21 protein-coding genes, 2 tRNA genes and 1 pseudogene are annotated in these 24,032 nt (G+C 72.1%); 11 read left to right on the forward strand and 13 right to left on the reverse strand.

The window, feature by feature from the left end:
* Positions 1-154: 154 nt before the first annotated feature.
* Positions 155-853, forward strand: coding sequence for a hypothetical protein (locus JOE68_RS15045; protein WP_204842972.1), 699 nt, complete (start codon positions 155-157; stop codon positions 851-853).
* 114 nt (positions 854-967) lie between these two features.
* Here JOE68_RS15045 and JOE68_RS15050 read toward each other — a convergent pair whose 3' ends face one another.
* Positions 968-1,522, reverse strand: a complete 555-nt coding sequence (locus JOE68_RS15050; protein ID WP_204842973.1) for a DUF2020 domain-containing protein — start codon at positions 1,520-1,522, stop codon at positions 968-970.
* Positions 1,523-1,647: 125 nt separating this feature from the next.
* Between JOE68_RS15050 and JOE68_RS15055 the strand changes: the two genes are divergently transcribed.
* On the forward strand, positions 1,648-2,073 hold the full coding sequence (locus JOE68_RS15055) for a DoxX family protein (protein WP_204842974.1): 426 nt from the start codon (positions 1,648-1,650) through the stop codon (positions 2,071-2,073).
* A 370-nt stretch (positions 2,074-2,443) separates the two neighbouring features.
* Here JOE68_RS15055 and JOE68_RS15060 read toward each other — a convergent pair.
* The 11 genes and pseudogenes from JOE68_RS15060 to dnaA all read right to left on the reverse strand — a co-directional run bounded on the left by JOE68_RS15060 (position 2,444) and on the right by dnaA (position 16,563).
* Positions 2,444-2,516 (reverse strand) — tRNA-Ala (locus tag JOE68_RS15060).
* A 38-nt stretch (positions 2,517-2,554) separates the two neighbouring features.
* A pseudogene (locus JOE68_RS31195) lies at positions 2,555-2,671 on the reverse strand (DLW-39 family protein); the annotation flags it as partial.
* Positions 2,672-2,706: 35 nt separating this feature from the next.
* A tRNA-Ile gene (locus JOE68_RS15065) sits at positions 2,707-2,780 on the reverse strand.
* Between the two features lie 78 nt (positions 2,781-2,858).
* Positions 2,859-3,629, reverse strand: a complete 771-nt coding sequence (locus JOE68_RS32235) for a DUF3566 domain-containing protein (RefSeq protein ID WP_204842975.1) — start codon at positions 3,627-3,629, stop codon at positions 2,859-2,861.
* Between the two features lie 26 nt (positions 3,630-3,655).
* Complete coding sequence (gyrA, locus tag JOE68_RS15075; RefSeq protein WP_204842976.1) at positions 3,656-7,438, reverse strand: intein-containing DNA gyrase subunit A; 3,783 nt, start codon at positions 7,436-7,438, stop codon at positions 3,656-3,658.
* A gap of 46 nt (positions 7,439-7,484) precedes the next feature.
* Positions 7,485-9,455 (reverse strand): DNA topoisomerase (ATP-hydrolyzing) subunit B, encoded by a 1,971-nt coding sequence (gyrB, locus tag JOE68_RS15080; RefSeq protein ID WP_204842977.1) that lies wholly within the window; start codon positions 9,453-9,455, stop codon positions 7,485-7,487.
* Positions 9,456-9,694: 239 nt separating this feature from the next.
* Positions 9,695-10,210: a DciA family protein gene (locus JOE68_RS15085; protein ID WP_307819693.1), complete on the reverse strand. Its 516-nt coding sequence runs from the start codon at positions 10,208-10,210 to the stop codon at positions 9,695-9,697.
* A 103-nt stretch (positions 10,211-10,313) separates the two neighbouring features.
* Positions 10,314-11,534: a DNA replication/repair protein RecF gene (gene recF / locus JOE68_RS15090; protein ID WP_204842979.1), complete on the reverse strand. Its 1,221-nt coding sequence runs from the start codon at positions 11,532-11,534 to the stop codon at positions 10,314-10,316.
* Positions 11,535-11,537: 3 nt separating this feature from the next.
* Positions 11,538-12,452 (reverse strand): phosphogluconate dehydrogenase (NAD(+)-dependent, decarboxylating), encoded by a 915-nt coding sequence (gene gnd, locus JOE68_RS15095; protein ID WP_204842980.1) that lies wholly within the window; start codon positions 12,450-12,452, stop codon positions 11,538-11,540.
* A gap of 29 nt (positions 12,453-12,481) precedes the next feature.
* Positions 12,482-13,618, reverse strand: a complete 1,137-nt coding sequence (gene dnaN, locus JOE68_RS15100) for a DNA polymerase III subunit beta (protein ID WP_204842981.1) — start codon at positions 13,616-13,618, stop codon at positions 12,482-12,484.
* Positions 13,619-15,018: 1,400 nt separating this feature from the next.
* Positions 15,019-16,563, reverse strand: a complete 1,545-nt coding sequence (dnaA, locus tag JOE68_RS15105; RefSeq protein ID WP_204842982.1) for a chromosomal replication initiator protein DnaA — start codon at positions 16,561-16,563, stop codon at positions 15,019-15,021.
* A gap of 423 nt (positions 16,564-16,986) precedes the next feature.
* Between dnaA and rpmH the strand changes: the two genes are divergently transcribed.
* From rpmH to JOE68_RS15150, 9 genes are all read left to right on the forward strand, one after another.
* Entirely contained in the window at positions 16,987-17,130 is a 144-nt protein-coding gene (rpmH, locus tag JOE68_RS15110; RefSeq protein ID WP_033428178.1) for a 50S ribosomal protein L34, read from the forward strand.
* Between the two features lie 13 nt (positions 17,131-17,143).
* Positions 17,144-17,530 carry a ribonuclease P protein component gene (gene rnpA / locus JOE68_RS15115; RefSeq protein ID WP_204842983.1) on the forward strand — a complete coding sequence of 129 codons (387 nt, stop codon included), beginning with the start codon at positions 17,144-17,146 and terminating at the stop codon, positions 17,528-17,530.
* A complete protein-coding gene (gene yidD, locus JOE68_RS15120; protein WP_204842984.1) occupies positions 17,527-17,796 on the forward strand; it encodes a membrane protein insertion efficiency factor YidD in 270 nt (89 codons plus the stop codon). Before rnpA ends, yidD begins: the two co-directional genes overlap by 4 nt.
* 3 nt (positions 17,797-17,799) lie before the next feature.
* On the forward strand, positions 17,800-18,855 hold the full coding sequence (yidC, locus tag JOE68_RS15125) for a membrane protein insertase YidC (protein WP_204842985.1): 1,056 nt from the start codon (positions 17,800-17,802) through the stop codon (positions 18,853-18,855).
* Positions 18,856-18,873: 18 nt separating this feature from the next.
* Complete coding sequence (locus JOE68_RS15130; RefSeq protein WP_204842986.1) at positions 18,874-19,416, forward strand: Jag family protein; 543 nt, start codon at positions 18,874-18,876, stop codon at positions 19,414-19,416.
* Positions 19,417-19,631: 215 nt separating this feature from the next.
* The gene (locus JOE68_RS15135) at positions 19,632-20,090 is read left to right on the forward strand and encodes an NUDIX hydrolase (RefSeq protein WP_204842987.1); all 459 of its coding nucleotides are present in this window, start codon (positions 19,632-19,634) and stop codon (positions 20,088-20,090) included.
* 158 nt (positions 20,091-20,248) lie between these two features.
* A complete protein-coding gene (gene rsmG / locus JOE68_RS15140; protein ID WP_204842988.1) occupies positions 20,249-20,926 on the forward strand; it encodes a 16S rRNA (guanine(527)-N(7))-methyltransferase RsmG in 678 nt (225 codons plus the stop codon).
* Between the two features lie 218 nt (positions 20,927-21,144).
* Positions 21,145-22,017, forward strand: coding sequence for a ParA family protein (locus tag JOE68_RS15145; RefSeq protein WP_307819694.1), 873 nt, complete (start codon positions 21,145-21,147; stop codon positions 22,015-22,017).
* The gene (locus JOE68_RS15150) at positions 22,014-22,991 is read left to right on the forward strand and encodes a ParB/RepB/Spo0J family partition protein (protein WP_204842989.1); all 978 of its coding nucleotides are present in this window, start codon (positions 22,014-22,016) and stop codon (positions 22,989-22,991) included. The genes JOE68_RS15145 and JOE68_RS15150 overlap by 4 nt, the downstream gene beginning before the upstream one ends.
* A gap of 83 nt (positions 22,992-23,074) precedes the next feature.
* Here JOE68_RS15150 and JOE68_RS15155 read toward each other — a convergent pair whose 3' ends face one another.
* Complete coding sequence (locus JOE68_RS15155; RefSeq protein ID WP_204842990.1) at positions 23,075-24,019, reverse strand: D-alanine--D-alanine ligase family protein; 945 nt, start codon at positions 24,017-24,019, stop codon at positions 23,075-23,077.
* Positions 24,020-24,032: the final 13 nt, after the last annotated feature.

The raw sequence follows: 24,032 nt of genomic DNA on the forward strand, positions 1-24,032 counted from the left end.
CGGGGTGGGTATAGCCACTGGTGTGACTGACCGACAGCTTGTGGAGCGCGATATGGATGAGGTTGACGCCATGACCCGAGCCGGCGAGTCCGTTGGCAAGGCGGTCGGCACGGGTCTGCGCGCCGTCCGTCGTGGCGCTGTCCGCGCAGGTCAGGTGAGTGCGGACGCCGCGGTCACGTGGGCGGAGCGCGCGGAGGGCAAGCTCGCCGAGCGCGGCGTCACGGCCGACCACCTGCGTGGCGTCGTGGCGGATCGCGCGGGCGCGCTGGTGGAGAGGGCCGAGCAGGTGGAGAAGTCCACCCGCAAGCGGCGCAAGCAGCTCGCGAAGAAGGCCCGGCTCGTCCGCAAGGACGTCGCGAAGGCCACCGAGCGGGCCCGCAAGGAGGCCCGGTCGCGCGCGAAGGACGTGCGCAAGGCCGCCAAGCAGGCGCGCAAGGACTACGCGGCGTCCCAGCGGCCCCAGCGCAGCCGGTGGCCCTGGGTGCTCGGCGTCCTCGCGGCCGGTGCGGTCGCCGCCTACGTGGCGCTGACCCGCAGGCCCCAGGAGGTGCGCCTGGAGGAGATCGAGGAGACCACCGAGTCGACCCCGCGCGGCAACACCACGCCGGGCGGCGCCTCGTCCGCGGACACCGCTCCGGGCAGCACCACCCCCGGCAACACCACCCCCGGCAACACCACCCCCGGCAACACCACCTCGGGCGGCACCACGCCGACGAGCGCCAAGCCGGGCGAGGCCAAGCCGAGTGACATCGCCCCCGCCGGCAGCACGCCGGGCAAGGGCGGCGCCACGCCCGGCGACCACGCCGCCCGCAACGGCCGGGTCGCCGACGAGAGCGTGGCCGACCGGAAGTAGCCGCACCCGCGAGCGCCCGCCACCGAGGACCTGGTGGCGGGCGCGGAGTGCTGCCCAGAAGTCCTACCCGGAAGCGCTACCCGGAAGTGGCCGGGAGTGCCGGCCGGCCCCTGCTCAGAGCCCCAGGTTGCCGATGACCGTCCCGGCGATCCGCCTGGCCTTGACGGTCTGCTTCTGGTTGCTGGTCACGACCACCGCGTCGCCGCCCTTGGCGACCGCGTAGACCGCGCCCCCGCCGCCGACCAGCGACCCGCCCGCCCACCCCTCGGGTGTGCTCTCGGGGCTGGAATCGGCGACCGGCGCGGCCCGGTCGACCACCGCCTTCGCGGTCCCGGCGTCGCCGTGGAACACCCACACCGACAACTGGACCTCGGTCGCGTCGGCGTAGAAGAAACAGGCCGGGTCCGGTTCGTCCGCGGACAGCCGGACATCGCGCACGAGTTGCCCGTTGGCCTCGGCGACGACCTCCGACGCCAAATACGGACACGTCCCATCGGCGGACGGCTCCGGGACGGGCGGCGGGCCGGCCGGGGCGGCGGCGGATTGCGCGCTCGGCGCGCTCGACGGGACGGGCGGTGTCGTCGCGGTGGTCGGTCCCGCGGTGCCGCACGCGGTCAGCGCGCCGAGGACCAGCAAGGACGGCAGGGCATTGCGCAGTGCTCGGTTCATAGGACGGCCAGTCAATCAGAATTCCAACAGCTAATCGACAGGGTGATGACCTAGGCACCCACGGTCATGACGGTTAGGTTGACCTTACCTGCCAGGCCGCCCTGCAATGTGAGGACTGACCCAAGATGAACGTCTTAGACCGCGGACGCGATCACGCGCTGGCGCTGTTCCGAATCGTCGTCGGCGTGTTGTTCATGTGCCACGGAGTGCAGAAGCTGTTCGGCGTCCTGGGCGCCCAGAACCCGGTGTCGCTCACCGCCTGGCCATCCGGCCCGGCCGCGGTGATCGAGCTGGTCTGCGGTGCGCTGCTCGTCCTGGGCCTGGGCACGCGGGCCGCCGCCCTGCTGGCGTCCGGTGCGATGGCCTACGCGTACTTCGTGGTGCACCAGCCGATGGGCCTGCTGCCGATCGAGAACAAGGGTGAGCTCGCCGCGGTGTACTCGTGGGCTTTCCTGCTCCTGGCCTTCACCGGCCCCGGCGCCTGGGCGCTGGACAGGGTGATCGCATCCCGCAAGCAGCACGACACATCGGCCTCACTGGCCAACGCGTGACCAGCCGCCGGCCCGTGCCCCCTGCCACCCGGGCAGGGGGCACGGGCCGCCCCACGAACGAGCCGAAAACCTGAAAATCCCACGCAAACCCGCGCACCACGCTCACGGCAAAGCCCCGCGCACAACTCCCGCGGGCAGAAGAAGCCAACACCAGGACGCGCGCAGGCAAAGCCCGCGTCACCACTCCTGCGCGTGAAACGCCACACTGATCCCCAGGGGCGGGCAAAGCCTCGCCCCCAACGCGACCACCCGGGCCAGGGGGTCCGGGGGGCGGAGCCCCGCCGGGCGGGGCCCGGGGGTCGCACCCCCGGAAAACACGAAGAGCGAGGCAGGCCCGCGCTTCCCGCGGGCACACCTCGCCCAGAGCTCGTGGAGACGAGGGGAATCGAACCCCTAACCCCCGCCTTGCAAAGGCGGTGCTCTGCCAATTGAGCTACGTCCCCCTCACGAGGGGCGGCAGACCTCCGCCCTCGCGGGTTCAGTCGGTCGGAGCGGTGGCCTCGCGCCACAGGTCCGCGTCGGCCTTCGCCGAGCGGTTGCGCTTGACGAAGAACAGGACCGCACCGGCGACGGCGACAAGTGCGATGATCTTCTTCACAGCAGTTCCCCTCTGCAATCCTGCGAAACTTCCGGTGGGCCTAGGAGGACTTGAACCTCCGACCTCTTCATTATCAGTGAAGCGCTCTAACCGCCTGAGCTATAGGCCCTCGGGGCAACGACGGCAACAGTACACGATCCGCAGTCGTGGCCCCAAATCAGGGGGGTCCTCGCGTCCCCCCGGTCGGTCACTCCCGCTCGGACAGGGTCACTTCCAGCCCGCCGGCGAGGTCCGCCGACACGTTGTAGACGAACGCGCCGACCGTGGCCAGGGCGGTGAACAGCACGATGTTCACCGCGCCGACGATCGCCGCGACGCCGAACACGCGCCCGGCGCTGATCAGCGGGTCGCCGGCCGACTCGTTGCCCTGGAGCAGGTCGTTGGCGGTGTTGTTGATCTTGTCCCACACGCCCATGCCGTTCAGCACGCCGTACAGCACGCCGACCGCCACCAGCCACACGAAGAACAGCGCCACGCTGAGCACCAGCGCCAGCTTCAGCACCGACCACGGGTCGACCCGCTTGACCTGGAGGCTCGCCCGCCGCGGACCCCGACCGGGCCGCCGCGGCGACGACGCCGCGCCCGTGCGGCCGTTCGCGGCGCCCAGGTTCACCGAGGTGCGCGACGACCCCGCCTGCTGCTCCCCGCCCGAACCGGCCCCGACCACCGGGCGCGCCACCGCCACCGTGTCCGGGTCGGAGGCCGGGTACGCGGGCTGCGCCCCGGCCTCCCCCGCCGGCTGCTCCGGGGCCGGGTCGCCCGGCCCGACCTGCTGCGCCTCGCCGTACCCCGCGTCGCTCGACACCCGCTGCCAGGGCGGCGGCGCGGCGGACGGCTCCGGCTCGACAGCCGCGTCGGCACCCGATGAGGTCTGCGCCGTCGGCTGCTCAGGTGTCGACTCGGCACCGGGCCGGGTGATCACCGCGGTCTTGTCCTCTGGCTTCTCGGGTGAAGTCACGGGCTGTCCTCAACCTCTCGTTCGCGCTAGTTGGCAGGCTCGGCCTCGGCCGGGTCCCCGCCGTCACCATGGGGGACGTCCCCGGCCTCGTCGGCGTTGCGCGCCACCGCGATCAGGGTGGTCCCTTCGCCGAGGTTCATCAACCGGACGCCCTTCGTCTGCCTGCCCGCTTTGCGCACTTCCACCGCGCTGGTCCGGATGACCCCGCCGGAGGAGGTGATGGCGTACAGCTCGTCGTCGACGTCGACGATGAGCGCGCCGACAAGCCTCCCACGCCGGCGGTCGTGTTGGATGGTCAGCACACCCTTGCCACCACGCCCCTGCACCGGGTAGTCCTCGATCGGCGTGCGCTTGGCGTACCCCCCGTCGGTGGCCACCAAAACAAACAGCCCCTCCTGGACGACACCCATCGACAGCAGCTCGTCACCGCTGTTGAACCGCATCCCCAGCACGCCGGACGTGGCCCGGCCCATCGGCCGCAGCGCCTCGTCGCTCGCGTGGAACCGGATGGACTGCCCGTCGGCCGACACCAGCAGCAGGTCGTCCTGCGCCGAGCAGAGCACCGCGCCCACCAGCTCGTCGTCGTCGCGCAGGTTGATGCCGATCAGGCCACCCGAGCGGTTGGAGTCGAAGTCCGACAGCTTGGACTTCTTGACCAGGCCCCGCTTGGTGGCCAGCACCAGGTACGGCGCGACGTCGTAGTTCTTGATCTGGATGACCTGGGCGATCTCCTCCTCCGGCTGGAACGCCAGGAGGTTCGCCACGTGCTGGCCGCGCGCGTTGCGGTTGGCCTCGGGCAGCTCGTACGCCTTGGCCCGGTACACCCGGCCCTTGTTGGTGAAGAACAGGATCCAGTCGTGCGTGGAGCACACGAAGAAGTGCTGCACGATGTCGTCCTGCTTGAGCTGCGCGCCCTGCACGCCCTTGCCGCCGCGCTTCTGCGAGCGGTACAGGTCCGTCTTGGTGCGCTTCGCGTAACCCGTCCGAGTGATGGTGACGACGACGTCCTCGACCGCGATCAGGTCTTCCATCGACACGTCGCCGTCGAACGGCACGATCTTCGTCCGCCGGTCGTCGCCGTGCTTGTCGACGATCGCCGTCAGCTCCTCGCGCACGATCGCGCGCTGCCGCTCCGGCTTGTCCAGGATGTCCCGGTAGTCCGCGATCTCCAGCTCGATCTCGGCCAGCTGGTCGATGATCTTCTGCCGCTCCAGGGCCGCCAGGCGGCGCAGCTGCATCTCCAGGATCGCGTTGGCCTGGATCTCGTCGACGTCCAGCAGCTCCATCAGGCCGGTGCGCGCCACGTCCGGCGTGTCCGACCGGCGGATCAGGGCGATGACCTCGTCCAGGTGGTCCAGCGCCTTGACCAGGCCGCGCAGGACGTGCGCCCGCTCCTCGGCCTTGCGCAGCCGGAAGCGCGTGCGCCGGACGATGACCTCGACCTGGTGCTTCACGTAGTGCCGGATCATCTGGTCCAGGCGCAGCGTGCGCGGCACGCCGTCGACCAGGGCCAGCATGTTCACGCCGAACGAGTACTGGAGCTGGGTGTGCTTGTAGAGGTTGTTCAGCACGACCTTGGCCACCGCGTCCCGCTTCAGGGTGACCACGATCCGCATCCCGGAACGCCGGTTGGACTCGTCGGCGATGTTCGCGATGCCGGTCAGCTTCTGGTCCCGCACCAGGTTGGCGATGTTCTCCACCAGGTTGTCCGGGTTCACCTGGTAGGGCAGCTCGCTGACGACCAGGATCGTGCGGCCCTTGCCGTCCTCGTCCACGTCCACGACGGCGCGCATCTTCACCGACCCGCGCCCGGTCCGGTAGGCGTCCTCGATGCCCGCCGTGCCGAGGATCTGCCCGTGGGTCGGGAAGTCCGGGCCCTTGATGCGGGCGATCATCGCCTCGAGGGTTTCCTCGTCGGAGGCTTCGGGGTTGTCCAGCGCCCACACCACGCCCTCCGCGACCTCGCGCAGGTTGTGCGGCGGGATGTTGGTCGCCATGCCGACCGCGATGCCCGAGGACCCGTTGATCAGCAGGTTCGGCACGCGCGACGGCAGCACCGTCGGCTCCTGGATGCGACCGTCGTAGTTGTCGCGGAAGTCGACGGTCTCTTCCTCGATGTCGGCCAGCATCTGCATGGCCAGCGGCGTGAGCCGGCACTCGGTGTTGTGGCTGACGAAGCCGTCCGTGATGAACGAGTGGTCCTCGGTGTCGACCCGGAGGCCGTACACCGGCTGGACGCCCGCGTCGGTGACGGACTCGACCGCCGCGTAGTAGAACCGGCCGTCCACCAGGGGCTCGACCACGTCGAGCACCTCGCGCTCGGTGATCCGGGCGGCGATCTCGTCGCGGTCGCGCTCCCACCGCTCCACGCGGTCGACGTTGTGCCGGCGCAGCCAGTCCCGCTCGGTCCACCGGCTCGCGCCGTGCGCGCGGACGTACGCGCCGACGAGCGGCACGTGGTCGCTGCTCATCGCCCGGCTCTCCACCGGGATGGCGTCGAGGATCGCGACCAGCTTGTCCTGCTTCGCGCCGAGGAACCCGACGTTCCGGGCGAACAGCCGGGCGTCGCGCCGGTTGGTGATGACGACCTTGATCTCACCGTCGGAGTAGTCGACCAGCGCGCTGACGACGCCGAACTCCAGCAGCAGCTGCTGGACCTCGCGGGCCAGCCGGGGGCTCCGGGTCGAGTACGAGACCTGCACGCTGCTGCGCGGCAGCGCGGAGGCCGAACCGTCGCCGGTGAACAGCGACGCGAGGAACACCTTCTTGGTCGCGGCGCCGCCCTGCCAGACGAACTCGGGCACCTCCTTGGCCGCGCTGCGCAGGCCGACCATCGGGCCGAGCACGCTCCGGCGGAGCTGCGCCGGGTTCTGCACGTCCAGCTCGTGGAGCAGCGAGCCGGACTTGATCGTGCGGGAGTAGGCGTACCGGGGCCCGCCCACCACCAGGTCGTACGCCGCGAGCACGCTGCCGAAGTAGTCGGCGTCGACGTTGCTGAACCCGGCCCGGTTCTCGGTGACGAACCCCTCGCTGACGAACGCCCCCGCCAGCAGCGCGGCCGCGTGCTGCTCCGGCGCCGGCTCCGCCACCTCGTCCTGCGGCGTGCGCTGGAGGACCACCCGGTCCCCCGGCCGCACCTCCTCCAGCAGCTTCCACAGGAGGGTCGGCACACCGCCCACGCCCACCAGGCAGAGCACCGGGTGGTTGTGCGTGCCGGTCAGCTCGTACCCGTTGCGGGTGCGCAGCCTCAGCGTCGGGTGCTCACCGGAGTGGAACAGCGCGTCGGCCCGCACCGGGTCGCCGTTGCGGTCCAGCACCTTGAGGTCGATCGGGTTGTCGCTGTTCGGCAGCGCGCCCGGCACGATGTCGCCGATGCGCGGCGTGGAGCCGTCGGCGAGCCGGACGCGCGTGCCGGGCACCACGCAGTACCGCATGGCGGCTGCCGGGTCGTTGCCCTGGGAGCCGAAGTTGCCCTGGCCGTCGATCAGCGGGTAGCGCATGGCCCAGGGCTGGGCGAGGCGGACCAGCGCGTCGTAGATCGCCGAGTCGCCGTGCGGGTGGTAGTTGCCCATCACGTCGCCGACCACGCGCGCGCACTTGTTGTAGCCGCGGTCGGGGCGGAAGCCGGAGTCGTACATCGAGTACAGGACGCGGACGTGGACGGGCTTGAGGCCGTCGCGCACGTCGGGCAGGGCTCGTCCGACGATCACGCTCATCGCGTAGTCGATGTACGAGTTCTGCATCTCCTGCTGGATGTCGCGCGGCTCGGTGCGATCACCACCGCTGGGAGGCAGCGTCGTCTCAGTCACGGTTCTTCTTTCCTGTTCGCCGGCCGGGGTGGACTAGTCGGGACGCTCAGACGTCCAGGAACCGCACGCCCTTGGCGTTGCGGGTGATGAACGAGCGGCGTGCCTCGACGTCCTCGCCCATCAGCACGCTGAACAGCTCGTCGGCCGTCGCCGCGTCGTCCATGGTCACCTGGAGCAGCACCCGGTTCGCCGGGTCCATCGTGGTCTCCCACAGCTCCTCGGCGTTCATCTCGCCGAGGCCCTTGTACCGCTGGATGTTGTCGTCCTTGCCGATCTTCTTGCCCGCCGCCAGGCCCTGCTGGATCAGGCCGTCGCGCTCGCGGTCGCTGTAGGCGTACTCCGGCTCCTGCCGCTGCCACTTGATCTTGTAGAGCGGCGGCTGCGCGAGGTACACGTGCCCGTGCTCGATCAGCGGGCGCATGAAGCGGAACAGCAGGGTGAGCAGCAGGGTGCGGATGTGCTGGCCGTCGACGTCGGCGTCGGCCATCAGCACGATCTTGTGGTACCGCAGCTTGGTCAGGTCGAACTCGTCGTGGATGCCGGTGCCCAGGGCGGTGATCAGCGCCTGGACCTCGTTGTTCTTCAGGACGCGGTCGATGCGCGCCTTCTCCACGTTGATGATCTTGCCCCGGATCGGCAGGATCGCCTGGAACATGGAGTCCCGGCCCTCCTTGGCCGAGCCGCCCGCGGAGTCGCCCTCCACGACGTAGATCTCGCACTCCTCCGGGTTGGTGGAGCGGCAGTCCTTGAGCTTGCCGGGCAGGCCGCCGATGTCCAGCGCGCCCTTGCGGCGCACCAGCTCGCGGGCCTTGCGCGCGGCGATGCGGGCCTGCGCGGAGGAGACCGCCTTGGTGACGATGGCCTTGGTCTCGTTCGGGTGGCGCTCGAACCAGTCCGCGAGGTGCTCGTTGGTGGACTTCTGCACGAACGACTTGGCCTCGCTGTTGCCCAGCTTGGTCTTCGTCTGCCCCTCGAACTGGGGCTCCTTGAGCTTGACCGAGATGATCGCGGCCAGGCCCTCGCGGATGTCGTCGCCGGTGAGGTTGGTGTCCTTCTCCTTGAGCAGCTTCTTCTCGCGCGCGTACTCGTTGACCACGCGGGTCAGCGCGGCGCGGAAGCCCTCCTCGTGCGTGCCGCCCTCGTGGGTGTTGATCGTGTTGGCGAACGTGTACACCGAAGGCGTGTAGCCGGTGTTCCACTGCATCGCCACCTCGACCTCGAGGTCGTCGCCCTTGGCCTCGAAGGCGATGACCTTCTGGTGCACGGCCTCGCGCGTGTGGTTGATGTGGCGGACGAAGTCCTCCAGGCCGCCCGGGTAGTGGAACGTGCGCTCGCGCACGGCCGCCACGTGGCCCTCGGCGTCGGCCTCGGCGTCCTGCTCCTCCACGCGCTCGTCGCGCAGGATGATCGTCAGGCCCTTGTTGAGGAACGCCATCTCCTGCAGGCGGCGGGCGATGGTCTCGATGTTGTACTCGGTGGTCTCGAAGATCTCCGGGTCCGCCCAGTACGTGATGGTCGTGCCGGTCTCGTCGGTCGGCTCGCCGCGGCGCAGGTCGTGCGCGGGCTTGCTGGCCTCGAAGCGCTGGTTCCACGTGAAACCCTCGCGCTTGACCTCCACGTCGACGGCCGTCGACAGCGCGTTCACCACGGAGATGCCGACGCCGTGCAGGCCGCCGGACACCGCGTAGGAGTCGCTGTCGAACTTGCCGCCGGCGTGCAGCTTCGTCAGGACCACCTCCAGGGTGGGCCGCTGCTCGACGGGGTGCATCTCGACCGGGATGCCGCGGCCGTCGTCGATGACCCGGACGCCGCCGTTGGCCAGCAGCGTCACGTCCACCAGGGACGCGTGGCCGGCCATCGCCTCGTCGACGGAGTTGTCCACGACCTCCTGGATCAGGTGGTGCAGGCCGCGCTCGCCGGTGGACCCGATGTACATGCCGGGCCGCTTCCGGACCGCCTCCAGGCCCTCCAGGACGGTGATCGAAGACGCGCTGTACTCATTCTTCTTGGCTGCCACGGGCTTGGTGTCTCCTCGGACGTCGAGCGACTCGCCACCGGAGGGTGCGACGCTGCGGTCACGCTGTACCCCTCGATTCTACTGGGCGAGACGTCCAGAAACCCATCGAGGACACCTCTGATTTGCTCACAGACGGCCGGAAGTGAAGGCGGACGGGGCCGGATGGCCGCCCGAGGGGCGCAAATCGGCTGGTGAGCGCTCACCGGGCCGCAGGATCGCCGCTGACGCCCTCGCGCAGCTCACCCATAGGTGTCACGGGGGCCGCGGCCGGGGACGTGCCTGGGGCCGTAGCGCCAGCTCGGGGCCGCCGGGCCCTGCACCTTGAGCCGCAGGACGACCCCGTGGCCGACCCCGGCGGCGATGCGCTGGAGCAGTTCGCGCTGCAGCAGCCGCAGCTGGGTCGCCCACGCCGTCGAGTCGGCCTGCACGGTCAGCTCGCCGTCGGCGAAGGCGACCGGCTGCGCGTGCTCGGCCAGCTCCTCGCCGACCAGCCGGCCCCACCGCGCGAACACCTGCCCGCCCGCCAGCCGCTCGGTCCAGCCCCGGTCCGCGGCGACCCGGGAGGCGAGCCGGCCCAGCGGCTGGGGGTCGCGGTCGTCGGGGCCCGGACCGGACCAGCGGCGCCGGCGCCGGCGCGCCCCGGCGCCCGGCGCACTCCGGCGGACGGCGCGCGAGCCGCGCTCCCGGGCCGACGCCCGCGCCGCCTCGAGGGCCGCACGGGCCAGGTCCGCTCCACGCGGCCCGTCCCCTGCCACCGCTTCGGGTGTGGATATGTCCCCTTCAGGGGACGAGTTATCCACACCATCCACAGGGTTGTCCCCAGTTGTGCGTGGAGTTACACCCGATTGGGGGGTTTCATCAGGCACGGTGGACCTCCCCGTCACGGACCTCGAACCGGGCGCCCGACAGTTCCTCGGGCACGTCCTCGGCGACCGCCGCGGTGATGAGCACCTGCTCCGCGCCCGCCGCCACCTTCGCCAGCTGCCGCCGCCGGCCGCGGTCCAGCTCGGCGAACACGTCGTCGAGCACGAGCACCGGCTCGGCGCCCTCCGCGCGCAGCATCTCGTAGCCGCCGAGGCGCAGCGCCAGGGCGAACGACCACGACTCCCCGTGGCTGGCGTAGCCCTTCGCCGGCAGGTCGCCCAGCGCCAGTTCGAGGTCGTCGCGGTGCGGGCCGACCAGGCACACGCCCCGCTCGATCTCCTGCCCGCGCACCCGCCGCAGCTCCGCCAGCAGCGCCTCCTCCAGCGCCGCCCGGTCGGGCACGCCCCGGTCGGGCACGCCGGGAGCGGGCTCGCCGGCGGGAACCCCGTCCGGAGAAGCCCCGCCCAGGGAGGCCCCACCCGGGGAGGGCTCGCCGGCGGGGGGCCCGCCCGGGAAGGCTTCGCCCAGGCTCGACCGGTACGCCAGCCGGGCCGGCCGCGACTCGGGGGCGACGTCGGCGTAGGACCGGGCCACGTGCGGCGCGATGTCCGCCACCAGCTCCAGCCGGCCCGCCAGCAGCTCCGCGCCGTGCCGGGCCAGGTGCCCGTCCCACACCTCCAGCGTGCCCAGGTCCGCCGAGCGCACCGACCGCAGGCTCTTCAGCAGCGCGCCGCGCTGCCTGAGCACCCGGTCGTAGTCGCCGCGCACCCCCGCGAACCGCGGGTACCGGCTGGTCAGCAGCTCGTCGAGGAACCGGCGCCGCTCACCGGGGTCACCGCGCACCAGGGCCAGGTCCTCCGGCGCGAACAGCACCGTCCGCAGGATGCCCAGCACGTCGCGCGGGCGCGGCACCGGGCCGCGGTTGACCCGCGCCCGGTTCGCCCGGCCCGCGGTGATCTCCAGCTCGACCAGCAGCTCGCGGCCCTCGTTGACCACCGCCGCGCGCACCACCGCGCGCGGCGCGCCGTGCCGGATCAGCGGCGCGTCGGTGGCGACCCGGTGCGAGCCGAGGGTGGCCACGTAGCCGAGCGCCTCGACCAGGTTCGTCTTGCCCTGCCCGTTGCGGCCGACCAGCACGCTCACCCCCGGCTCGAAGGCCAGGTCCGCCTGCTCCCACGACCTGAAGTCCGCGACTTGCAGGTGCCGGACGTACAACGCTCAGCTCTGCGTGCTGCCGGAACCGGAAGAGGGACCGGCAGCCTGCACGGCGTGGCCGCCGAACTGGTTGCGCAGCGCGGCGACCGCGCGCATCGCGGGCGAGTCCTCCTGGCGCGAGGCGAACCGGGCGAACAGCGCCGCGGAGATCACCGGCGCGGGCACCGCGTGGTTGATCGCCTCCTCGACGGTCCACCGGCCCTCGCCCGAGTCCTCCACGTGGCCGCGCAGGTCGTCCAGCTCCGGGTCCGACTCCAGCGCGCGCACCAGCAGGTCCAGCAGCCAGGACCGGACGACCGTGCCGCGCTGCCACGCCTTGATCGTCGCCGGCACGTCGGCCACCAGCTCCGAGGCTTCCAGCAGCTCGAAGCCCTCGGCGTAAGCCTGCATCAGGCCGTACTCGATGCCGTTGTGGACCATCTTCGCGAAGTGGCCCGCGCCGACCTTGCCCGCGTGCGCGAAGCCCTCCGCGCGCGGGCCCTCCGGCCGCAGCGCGTCGAAGATCGGCATCGCGCGCTCGACGTCCTCGGGCGCGCCGCCGACCATCAGGCCGTAGCCGTTCTCCAGGCCCCACACCCCGCCGGACACGCCGGCGTCGACGTAGGAGATCCCCTTCGCGCCCAGCGCCTCGGCGTTCCTCGCGTCGTCGGTGAACCGCGAGTTGCCGCCGTCGATCACCAGGTCGCCCGCGTCGAGCAGCTCCCCCAGCTCGGCGACGGTCTGCCGGGTGATCTCACCGGCCGGCACCATCACCCACACCACGCGCGGCGCGGCGAGCCTGCCCACCATGTCGGCGAGCGAGCCGGCGTCGGTCACGTCCGGGTTGCGGTCGTAGCCGACGACCTCGTGACCGGCGCGGCGGATCCGCTCGCGCATGTTGAAGCCCATCTTGCCGAGACCGACGAGTCCGAGCTGCACGGTCGTTCTCTCCCCTGGTTCGTGGTTGATCAGCCGGGCAGGCGCACGGGCATGAGCAGGTAGAGGTAGCCCGGCGCCACGTTTCCATCCTCGTCCACCGGCTTGAGCAGCGCCGGTCGGCTGGGCGTGGTGAAGGACAGGTGCGCCCTCGGGGTGCGCACGGCCTGGAGGCCCTCCAGGAGGTAGGTCGGGTTGAACGCGATGGTGACCGGGTCGCCCGTGTAGTCGACCTGGAGCTCCTCCTCCGCGCTGCCCTCGTCGTCGCCGCCGGCGGACAGCCGCAGCGCCGAGTCGACGAACTCCAGCCGGACCTGCGTGCCGCGCTCGGCGACCAGCGACACGCGCTTGATCGCCTGCACCAGCGAGTCGACCTCGATCACGGCCGCGGCCGAGTGCTCGGTCGGCAGCAGCTGGCGGTACTTCGGGAAGTCCGCGTCGAGCAGCCGGGTGGTGGTCCGGCGGCCGGTGCCGGACAGGCCCAGCAGCCCGTCGTTGGCCGCCAGCGACAGCTCGACCTGCGCGCCGGACGCGCCGAGCGTCTTGGCGGAGTCGTTGAGGGTCTTGGCCGGGACGAGGACGGCGACCTCGCCCAGCGTCTCGTCGGGCTCCCACGGGAACTCGCGCATCGCCAGCCGGAACCGGTCGGTCGCGACGAGGGTCAGCCTGCCCTCGCCGATCTCCAGCCGGACGCCGGTCAGCATCGGCAGCGTGTCGTCCCGGCCGGCCGCGACGGCGACCTGCGAGACGGCCTCGCCGAACACCTCGCCGGGCAGCCGGCCCGCGAGCTGCGGCATGGCCGGCAGCTGGGGGTAGTCCTCCACCGGCATGGTGGGCAGGGAGAAGCGCGCCGAGCCGCAGCTGATCGTCATGCGGGAGCCGTCGACCGCGATCTCGACGGGGTGGTTGGGCAGCGCCTTGGTGATGTCGGCGAGCAGCCGCCCGGAGACCAGCGCCTTGCCGCCGTCCGCGATCGTGGCCGGCACGCCGCACTGGGCGGACACCTCGTAGTCGAAGCCGGACACGGTGAGCGCCTCGCCGGACCCGTCCTCCGCACCGGCATCGAGCAGCACACCACCGAGCACCGGCACCGGCGGCCGGGACGGCAGGCTGCGCGCGACCCAGGCGACGGCGTCGGCCAGGCCGTCGCGCTCGACGCGGATCTTCATGAGGCGTCCTCTCTCATTCCTCAAGTCGGCACGAGCCGCAACAGCGGGCGTTGCGGTGGGGTTCGGGGAGCCGCGGCCCTCGCCGGATCGCTTCGACCGGCCCGACCCTCGGCACGAGGGCTCCACCGTAGAGCGTCGGGGAGCACTTCGTCACGTCGGGGCCACCCCTGGGCGCCGCCCGGGGCGGAGCCCTGTCCCCGGGCTCGACCCCCGCCTGTTTTTTCTTTGTTCATCTCTTCAAGGGAAGACAACAGCAACAGCAGTAGGGGCTGTGGACAGTGTGGACAACCGCCGTTCCCGCTGCTCGCCGCCCGTCCGGAGGTGTGGATGGACAGGGGGGCGCACCCGGGGACAACTCGGCGTCCCCGGGGAGAACTACCGAGGTGCTCCGTTCGGTCCACAGATCGGCCGAGTTGTCCCCGGGTGCATCCCCGGGTGTGGGCCGAGTTGTACCCGGGTGTTGCACAGGCTGATCGTGGCCTGGATCTCCCCCGATCGGCGACTTCGCGACGCCTGTGGACGGGTTCGTCGCCCCCGGTTCACCTGGGGCCCGACCCGCGGCGCCGGGGTTCGCGGACCGCGCGGCGGCGTTCCGGGCGGCGGTCGGGCGGTGTCCCGCGGGTGGTCGGCGCCGGTGCCGCGCGGGCCTGGTCGAGGGCGATCAAAGGCCCCCGGCGGTGGAATCGCGGGGTCGGCCGGCGGTCCTCGGCGGCCCGCCCGCCGGTCGGGGGCCGCCGCGCGCGCCCGGGTGCGGACGCCGGTCGCACCCGGGTGTCGGCGCGGCACCCGGGTGCGGGCGACGGCCCCCGGGTGCGCGGAGGAGTCCCCGGGTGCGTCAGGCCCGGCGGCAGCCCGCGCGACACCGCGGAGCCGACGGCGACGGCATCGCCGGCGCGGGCGGTGGCGCGGAGGTGGCGGCGCGGGCGGTGGCGTGGGCGGTGGCGTGAAGGTGGCAGTGCGGGGGTGGCGGTGCGGGCGTCGCCGGTGCGGGGGTGGTGGTGCGGGGTGGCGGTGGCGACGTGCGCGTCGGCGCGGCTCGGGCCGGCGGGCGGCCCGCGGGTGTCGGGGCGGGCCGAGGAGCGGCGCGTCCGGCGGGGCACAGGGCCGCCGCCCGCTCGAACGGGGTGCTCGCCGGGCCCGCCGCGGCTCGGGCGGGGGCGATCGAGTGCCCGGCGCGGGCCGGGCGAGGGTCGGACGGGGACCCGGCGCACTCCGGGTGAGGGCCGGGCGCACTCCGGGTGAGGGCCGGGCGCACTCCGGGTGAGGGCCGGGCGCACTCCGGGTGAGGGCCGGGCGCACTCCGGGCGCACTCCGGGTGAGGGCCGGGTGAGGGTCGGGCGAGGGGCGAGGGGCGAGGGGCGAGGGGCGAGGGGCGAGGGGCGAGGGGCGAGGGGCGAGGGTCAGGGGGTGTGGCGGGCCCGCTGCTTGATCCGCGACGTCAGCTCCTGCACCTGCTCGTACACGCGCCGCCGCTCGGCCATCTCCTTGCGGATCTTCTTGTCCGCGTGCATGACCGTCGTGTGGTCGCGACCGCCGAAGGTCTGCCCGATCTTGGGCAGCGACAGGTCCGTCAGCTCCCGGCACAGGTACATCGAGATCTGCCGCGCCTGGGCCAGCACCTTCGTCTTGCCCGGCCCGCACAGGTCGTCGATGGTGACGCTGAAGAACTCCGCCGTCACCGCCATGATGGTCGGGGCGGTGATCTCCGGCGCGTGCGAGTCCGGGATGAGGTCCCGGAGCACTATCTCCGCCAGCTGCACGTCGACCGGCTGGCGGTTGAGGGACGCGAACGCCGTCACGCGGATGAGGGCGCCCTCCAGCTCGCGGATGTTGCGCTCGATCCGCGCCGCGATGAACTCCAGCACCTCGGCGGGCGCGGCCAGGCGGTCCTGGGCGGCCTTCTTGCGCAGGATCGCGATGCGCGTCTCCAGCTCCGGCGGCTGGATGTCGGTGATCAGGCCCCACTCGAACCGGGTGCGCAGCCGGTCCTCCAGCGTCTCCAGCCGCTTGGGCGGTCGGTCGGAGGACACGACGATCTGCTTGTTGGAGTTGTGGAGGGTGTTGAACGTGTGGAAGAACTCCTCCTGCGTCCCCTCCTTGCCCTCCAGGAACTGGATGTCGTCCACCAGCAGCACGTCGATGTCCCGGTACCGCCGCTGGAACGCGACCTTGCGGTCGTCGCGCAGGGAGTTGATGAAGTCGTTCGTGAACTCCTCCGTCGACACGTACCGCACCCGCATCCCGGGGAACAGCCGCTGCGCGTAGTGCCCCACCGCGTGCAGCAGGTGCGTCTTGCCCAGCCCGGACTCGCCCCAGATGAACAGGGGGTTGTAGGCGCGGGCCGGCGCCTCGGCGACCGCCACCGCCGCCGCGTGGGCGAAGCGGTTGGACGCGCCGATGACGAAGGTGTCGAAGTTGTACTTCTCGTTCAGCCTGGTCTGGGAGGACGCCGGGTTCGCGGGCCGGGTGAACGGCGTCCCGCTCGGCGCGCCGCCGCCGAAGGTCGGCCAGATCTCGGTGACGGCGGCGAGCGCGTCGCCCTCCTCGTCGACCTCTTCGTCGGTCTCCTGCTCCTCGCCGACCAGCGGCAGCTCCGGCGCGGCGCCGTTGGCGACGACGGCCACCGGGACCGGCGGGACGGCGGGCACCGGGATGGGCGTGGTCGGCGGGCCGTTGAGCGGCTCCGGCGAGTCGACCTTCACGGCCAGCGACACGGCGCGCCCGAGCCGGCGGGACAGCGCGGCCGTGATCGGCTCGCGCAGCGCCCGCTCGATCGCCTCCTTGGCGAAGTCGGACGGCGCGGCCAGCAGCGCGGTGCCGTCGAGCAGGCCGATGGGGCGGGTCACGCGCATCCAGGCGCGTTGCTGCGGTGACAGCGTGCTGGCGGCCAGCTCCTGCACGACCTGCTCCCACACTCGGCCCAGGTCGACCTGGTGGTCGGACACCTCTGCGCTCCCCTCCCCTCGGTGTGACTCCCCCGCGGCCCGTTCCCCCTGGGGGGAACCACCGCGCGTGGACACGGAGAATAGAGGCATCCACAGAGTTATCCACAACTGTGCACGAATGCGCGTCGGAGTGCAGCGGCTCCCCTCCACCGCTCCCCGAGCGCCGGCGCGGCGGGTGGCGACCTCGGCGCCGGCCACGGCAGCCGCGAGGGCAGCACGCTAACAAGGTGCGGGCCGGGCCACAAGGCGCGGGTCGCCGCAAGCGCTTTCCCCGCCCGGCCACCGCCGCAGGCCACCCCGATTTGAGTCCGGCGCCCGGGGCTGCGTACCCTGGACCGGTCTCCGCTTGCGAGGCGTGCTCTTGGCGCGCGCCCATGGACCCGCCGGGGACGACCACAGACGTTAACCACCGGGAGTCCGACCGTGAGCAAGGGTAAGCGCACCTTCCAGCCCAACAACCGCCGCCGCGCGAAGACGCACGGCTTCCGGCTGCGTATGCGCACCCGTGCCGGTCGCGCCATCCTGGCCGCGCGCCGCAGCAAGGGCCGCAAGCAGCTGTCCGCCTGATCGCCGCAGCGCCGTGCTCCCGCCGGCCAACCGGCTGACCCGCAGCCAGGACTTCGGCCTGGTGGTCCGCCGAGGCCGCCGGGCCGGCCGGCCCAGGCTGGTCGTGCACGCCCTGCTGCCGTCCCCGGCCCTGCCCCAGGGCGCCGAGGGCGGCCGAGCCCCGTCGGCACAGCCCACCTTGGACCCGTCCAAGGTGGGCTTCGTCGTGAGCAAGGCCGTGGGGAACTCGGTGGTCCGGCACCGGGTGAGCCGCCGGCTGCGGCACGTGGTGCGCGACCGGCTCGCCGCGCTCCCCGCCGGCACGTCGCTCGTCGTGCGCGCGCTCGCGCCGGCGGCGGCGGCCTCCAGCGCCGAACTGGGCGAGGACCTCGACGCCGCGCTGCGCAGGCTGCTGCGATGACCGACCGCGTGAGCCCCGTGACGCGGGTGCTGCTGCTGCCGATCCGCTTCTACCGGCGGTTCATCTCCCCCGCGTTGCCCCCGACCTGCCGTTTCCACCCGAGTTGCAGCACCTACGCGGTGGAGGCGCTGACCGTCCACGGTCCGCTGCGCGGCTCCTGGCTGGCCATCCGCCGGCTGGGCCGCTGCGGGCCCTGGCACCCTGGTGGCCTGGACCCCGTTCCGCCGAGGCGGACCACGGTCCCCGACCTTCCTGCCGAGGAGTAGCCAGTGCTCAACTTCATCTACTACCCGGTGTCCTTCATCCTGTGGTGTTGGCACTGGGTGTTCGGCCACATCTTCGGCGAGGCGAGCGGGTTCGCGTGGGCGCTGTCGGTGGTGTTCCTCGTCTTCACGCTGCGGGCCCTGCTCTTCAAGCCGTTCGTCGGCCAGGTGCGCTCGATGCGCAAGATGCAGGAGTTCGCGCCCGAGCTCCAGAAGATCAAGAAGAAGTACGCGAACGACCGCCAGCGCCAGGCTCAGGAGATGCAGAAGCTCCAGGCCGAGCACGGCGTGAACCCGCTCGGCGGCTGCCTGCCGATGCTGGTGCAGATCCCGGTGTTCATCGGCCTGTTCCACGTGCTGCGCTCGTTCAAGCCCGGCTGGGGCGAGGTGTACTTCTTCGACGCGCAGGGCGTCGAGTCGTTCGTCAACGCCAAGCTGTTCGGCGCGAACCTGTCGACGTTCATCACGATGCCCGCGCAGGAGCTGGCGGATTTCGCGACCGACCGCAACGCGGTGCTGCTGGTCGCCATCCCCATGATGATCGTGGCCTCGATCGCCACGCACTTCACCGCGCGGCACTCGGTGGCGCGGCAGACGCAGGCCGCGGCGGACAACCCGCAGACCGCGATCATGAACAAGCTGACGCTCTACATCTTCCCGCTGGGCGTCCTGGTCGGCGGTCTGTTCTTCCCCATCGCGATCCTGCTCTACTGGCTGAGCAACAACGCGTGGACGCTGGCGCAGCAGTACTTCGTCTACCACCGCATCGACCGCGAGGAAGCGGAGAAGAAGGAAGCCGCCACGCAGCAGCGCCAGGCGCTCGCGCCGCGGCCGGGTGCGAAGCCGAAGCCGGGCGCCAAGCCCGCGCCGGGCGCCAAGCCGGCCGCCGGTGCCAAGCCCGCCGCCGGTGCCAAGCCCGCCGGCGCGACCCCCGCGGCGAAGGAGCAGGACGCGTCACCCACGGACGAGCCCGCCGCGAACGGCAAGCCGTCCACCGAGATCCCCGGTCTGAGCCCAGACCGATCCCCGGGCAAGAAGCAGGGCAACAAGAAGCGTCGTTGACCCTGGAGAGGAGACATCGTGTCGGAGACGTTGCAGGCTGCCGACGTGGACACGCCGGAGGCTGAGGAAGCCCCACCGGCGCGGTCGGGGAGTTCGGAGGACCTGCTCGTCCAGGAGGGCGACATCGCGGGTGACTACCTCGAGCGGTTGCTCGACCTCCTCGACTACGACGGCGACATCGACCTCGACGTGGAGGCGGGTCGGGCCATCGTGAGCATCGACGGCGGTGACGACCTGGAGAAGCTGGTCGGCCCGCGCGGCACCGTGCTGGAGTCGCTGCAGGAGCTGACCCGCCTGGCCGTGCAGCAGGAGACCGGCGTGCGCAGCCGGCTCATGCTGGACATCGCCGGCTGGCGGGCGGGCCGGCGGGCCGAGCTCGCGGAGCTGGGCAAGACCACCGCGGAGAAGGTGCTCGCCTCGGGCGAGAAGGTGCGGCTGCACCCGATGACGCCGTTCGAGCGCAAGGTCGTGCACGACGCCGTCGCGGCGGTGGCCGGCGTGCACAGCGAGAGCGAGGGCGAGGAGCCGCAGCGCCGCGTCGTGGTGCTGCCCAAGCCCTGAGCGCGTTCCGGACAGCGGCCCCGTGTTCCACGTGGAACACGGGGCCGCTGTCTTGTGCGGACCGGTGACTGGGTGGCCCTGTTCACCGGTTCCGCCCAGGGGCTCCCCCTCGTCGCATTCCACGTGAAACCTGCCCAGGAGCTCCCCTGCCGCGTTTCACGTGAAACGCGCCCAAAGGCTTCCCCTTGCCGCGTTTCACGTGAAACGGTCCGGGGATGACTGAGATCATCCGGAAGCTGCGCGTCGCCGCGTACGCGGTGATCGTCGACGACGGGCGCATCCTCCTGTCGCGGTGGCTGGGGCCGGAGCGGCCGAGGTGGATCCTGCCCGGCGGCGGGGTGGACCACGGGGAGGACCCGTACGACGCCGTGGTGCGCGAGGTGTTCGAGGAGACCGGCTACCGCGCCGAGGTGCAGCGGCTGCTCGGCATCCAGAGCGTCCACGGACCGCTCAACAAGGACGGCGTGGACGTGGACTACCACCGCATCCGCATCCTCTACGAGGCGAAGGTCGTCGGCGGTGAGCTGACCTACGAGGTGGGCGGGACGACCGACCAGGCGGCGTGGTTCCCGCTGTCGGAGGTGCCGGACCTCGACCACGTCGAGTCGGTGGACGTCGGGTTGGAGATGTACCGCAACCACCCGCCGGACGGTCGGATTCCGCGTTTCACGTGAAACGCGGTCGATCTCGTCACGTCGGTTTGGCGTGTCGCCGGGGTGATCCGTCATAGTGGGCATCGGCACATCGCGGGCCCACGCGGCCCCCGTGGACGCCCCCATCAACCCCACCGGCTGGACCACCGCCGCGTGGTTTCACGTGAAACGACGGAGACATGGCCGCAGCTCTGGAGGACCGCGCGAAGCGGGTGTTCGGTGACCACTACCCGCAGGCGGTCACCTTCACGGACCTGCTCGCCGAGCACGGGGTCGAGCGCGGGCTCATCGGCCCCCACGAGGTCGACCGGCTCTGGGAGCGCCACGTCCTGAACTCGGCCGTGGTCGCGGAGCTGCTGCCCGACGGGAGCCGCGTCGTGGACGTCGGGTCGGGCGCGGGCCTGCCGGGCGTCCCGCTCGCCATCGCCCGGCCCGACCTCCGGCTGACCCTCCTGGAGCCGATGGCGCGCCGGGTCGCGTGGCTGACCGAGGTGGTCGACGCGCTCGGGCTCGACGTCGAGGTGCTCCGCGGTCGGGCCGAGGACGCGGCGGTGCGCGAGCGGCTGGCGGGTAGCGACGTCGTGACCGCTCGCGCGGTCGCCCCGCTGGAGCGGCTGGCCCGGTGGTGCCTGCCGCTCCTGCGGTCCGGCGGGTGCCTCGTGGCCCTCAAGGGCGAGAGCGCCGCGGAGGAGTTGGAGCGCGACGCCGAGGCGGTTCGGCGGGCCGGCGGCGCCGCGTCCCGCGTGACCACCTGCGGCGGCGAGGTGCTCGAACTGCCGACGACGGTCGTGCTCGTGGAACGCGCGGAGCAGGCGAGCCGCCGTGACGGCGGGCGTCGCAGGAGGAAGGATCGGTGACCGTGTACCCCGACCCCCTCCAGCCGGTGTTCCAAGCGGCCGGTGTTCCACGTGAAACCGGGCCGGTGGGTGCGGGTGAAGCGCTCCGCCCCGACGACGCCCCGCACCGCGCACAGCACCACGCTCCGCACCGCCCACCGCAGGACCGCCACCACCGCGGACCGACCCCGAACGGATCAACTGCCCACGGCTCGGACGACAACGCAGGAGACAGCACCGTGTGGACCCCCATCGCGGAGGAAGCAGCACGCGCCACCCGCGTTCTGCACCCCGACTCCTCCCAGCTCCCCAAGCCCGCCCGCCGCCGCGTCTTCACCGTGGCGAACCAGAAGGGCGGCGTCGGCAAGACCACCAGCACGGTGAACCTCGCCGCGGCCCTCGCGATCCACGGCCTCAAGGTCCTGGTGATCGACCTCGACCCGCAGGGCAACGCGAGCACCGCGCTGGCCGTCGACCACCGCTCCGGCACGCCGTCGGTGTACGAGGTGCTGCTCGGCGAGCTGTCGGTCGCCGAGGCCGCCCAGGTCAGCAACCAGTCCCCCAACCTCTACTGCGTGCCCGCCACGATCGACCTCGCCGGCGCGGAGATCGAGCTGGTCTCGATGGTCGCCCGCGAGTCGCGGCTCAAGGAGGCGCTCAGCCCCGAGGCGCTGGACCCGATCCGCCCGGACTACGTGTTCATCGACTGCCCGCCGTCGCTGGGCCTGCTGACCGTCAACGCGATGGTCGCCGCCCAGGAGGTGCTGATCCCGATCCAGTGCGAGTACTACGCGCTGGAGGGCCTGGGGCAGCTGCTGCGCAACATCGAGCTGGTCCAGGCGCACCTCAACCCGACGCTGCTGGTGTCCACGATCCTGCTCACCATGTACGACGGCCGCACCAAGCTGGCCGACCAGGTGACCAGCGAGGTGCGCGGCCACTTCGGCGACACGGTGCTCAGGACGGTGATCCCGCGCAGCGTGAAGGTTTCGGAGGCACCCGGGTACGGCCAGACGGTGCTCACCTACGATCCCGGCTCACGGGGCGCGATGAGCTACCTGGACGCGGCACGGGAGATCGCCGAACACGGCGCGGAGATGGGGACGGCATGACGGAGCAGCGCAAGGGTGGCCTCGGTCGCGGCCTGGCGGCCCTGATCCCGAGCGGCCCGCCGGTGGGCGCGCCGGCTCAGGTCCGGGTGGTCGCCCACGGCGCCACCCCTGCGCCCTCCCCCGACCCGTCGCCGACGGGCGAGGTGGCCGGCGCGGTGTACCAGGAGCTGCCGGTCACCGCGATCCGCACGAACCCGAAGCAGCCGCGGCAGGTGTTCGACGAGGAGGCGCTCCGCGAGCTGGAGCACTCCATCCGCGAGTTCGGGCTGATGCAGCCGATCGTGGTCCGGGCGGCCGGTCCGGGCGCCTACGAGCTGGTGATGGGCGAGCGGCGGTGGCGCGCCACCCAGCTCGCGGGCCTGAAGACGATCCCGGCGATCGTGCGGCGGACCGCCGACGACGTGATGCTGCGCGACGCCCTGCTGGAGAACATCCACCGCGTCCAGCTCAACCCGCTGGAGGAGGCGGCGGCCTACCAGCAGCTGCTGGAGGAGTTCGGCGTCACGCACGAGCAGCTGGCCGACCGCATCGGCCGCAGCCGGCCGGTCGTGACGAACACGATCCGGCTGCTGCGGCTCCCCCTTCCCGTGCAGCGGCGGGTGGCGGCGGGCGTGCTGTCGGCGGGCCACGCGCGGGCGCTGCTGGGCCTGGAGGACCCGGGCGTGCAGGAGGAGCTGGCGACCCGGATCGTGGCCGAGGGAATGTCGGTGCGGGCGACGGAGGAGGCGGTGACGCTGGCGAAGTCGGCGGAGCCCGCCAAGGCCAAGCAGGTGCGGCGCAAGCAGGTCCAGGCGCCGGGGTTGGCGGAGCTGGCCGAGCGCCTGTCGGACAACTTCGACACCCGGGTGAAGGTCGAGCTGGGTCAGCGCAAGGGCCGGATCGTGGTCGAGTTCGGCTCCGTGGACGACTTGGAGCGGATCATCGACCTCATGGCGCCGGAAGCGACAAATCGGACACGAACCAGCGACGTGTGATCACCCGCGGGTCTTATGTCACGGTGATGAATACGGGGCGCATCCGGTCGGATGCGCCCCGTATTCGCAAGGTCGGTGTCGGATCAGCGGGAGACGGCGCGCTCCACGAGCCCGGCGTAGATCTCCCCCAGCGACAGGCCGGCCGCCTCGACGGCCATCGGCAGCAGCGAGGTCTCGGTCAGCCCCGGCGACACGTTCACCTCCAGGAAGTGCACCGTGCCGTCGGCCGCCACGACCGCGTCCGTCCGGGACACGTCCCGCAGCCCCAGCAGCCGGTGCGCCGCGACGGCCAGCTCCCCCACCGCCCGCGCCGACCCCTCGTCCAGCCGGGCCGGCGCGTGGAAGTCGGTCAGCCCGGCGGTGTACCGCGCGGTGTAGTCGTAGATGCCGCTCTCCGGCACGATCTCGACCGGGGGCAGGGCGTAGGGGCCCTCCGGCCCGTCGACGACCGCCACGGCCACCTCGACGCCCTCGACGTACCGCTCGGCGAGCACGGTGTTCCCGTAGGCCAGGCACCCGACCATCGCCGCCGGCAGGTCCGCCGCGTCCCGCACGACCTGGGCGCCCAGCGCCGACCCGCCCTGGTCCGGCTTCAGCATCAGCGGCAGGCCGAGCCGCTCCACCATCGCGTCCAGCACGGGCTGCGCGCCCAGCTCCCGGAACGTCGCGTGCGGCAGCACGGTCCACTCCGGCGTCGCGAGCCCGGCGCGCGCCAGCTCCGCCTTCGCGGTCGGCTTGTCCCACGCCCGGCGGCACGCCCGCGAGTCCGCGCCCACGAACGGCACCCCGACCAGCTCCAGGACGGTCTGCACCGAGCCGTTCTCGCCCTCGCCGCCGTGCAGCGCCACCACTACGGCGTCGGGCCGGTGCTCGCGCAGCCGGGTCAGGAGCCGGTCGTCGGCGTCCCACTCCTCCACGACCAGGCCCGTCGAACGCAGCGCGGCGGAGAGCCTGCGGCCGGACCGCAGGCTCACCTCCCGCTCGTGCGACAGACCACCGGACAGCACTGCGACCCAGCGGTCAGACAACTTCTCTTCTCCT

Source organism: Saccharothrix algeriensis (assembly GCF_016907655.1).
Classification (GTDB): domain Bacteria; phylum Actinomycetota; class Actinomycetes; order Mycobacteriales; family Pseudonocardiaceae; genus Actinosynnema; species Actinosynnema algeriense.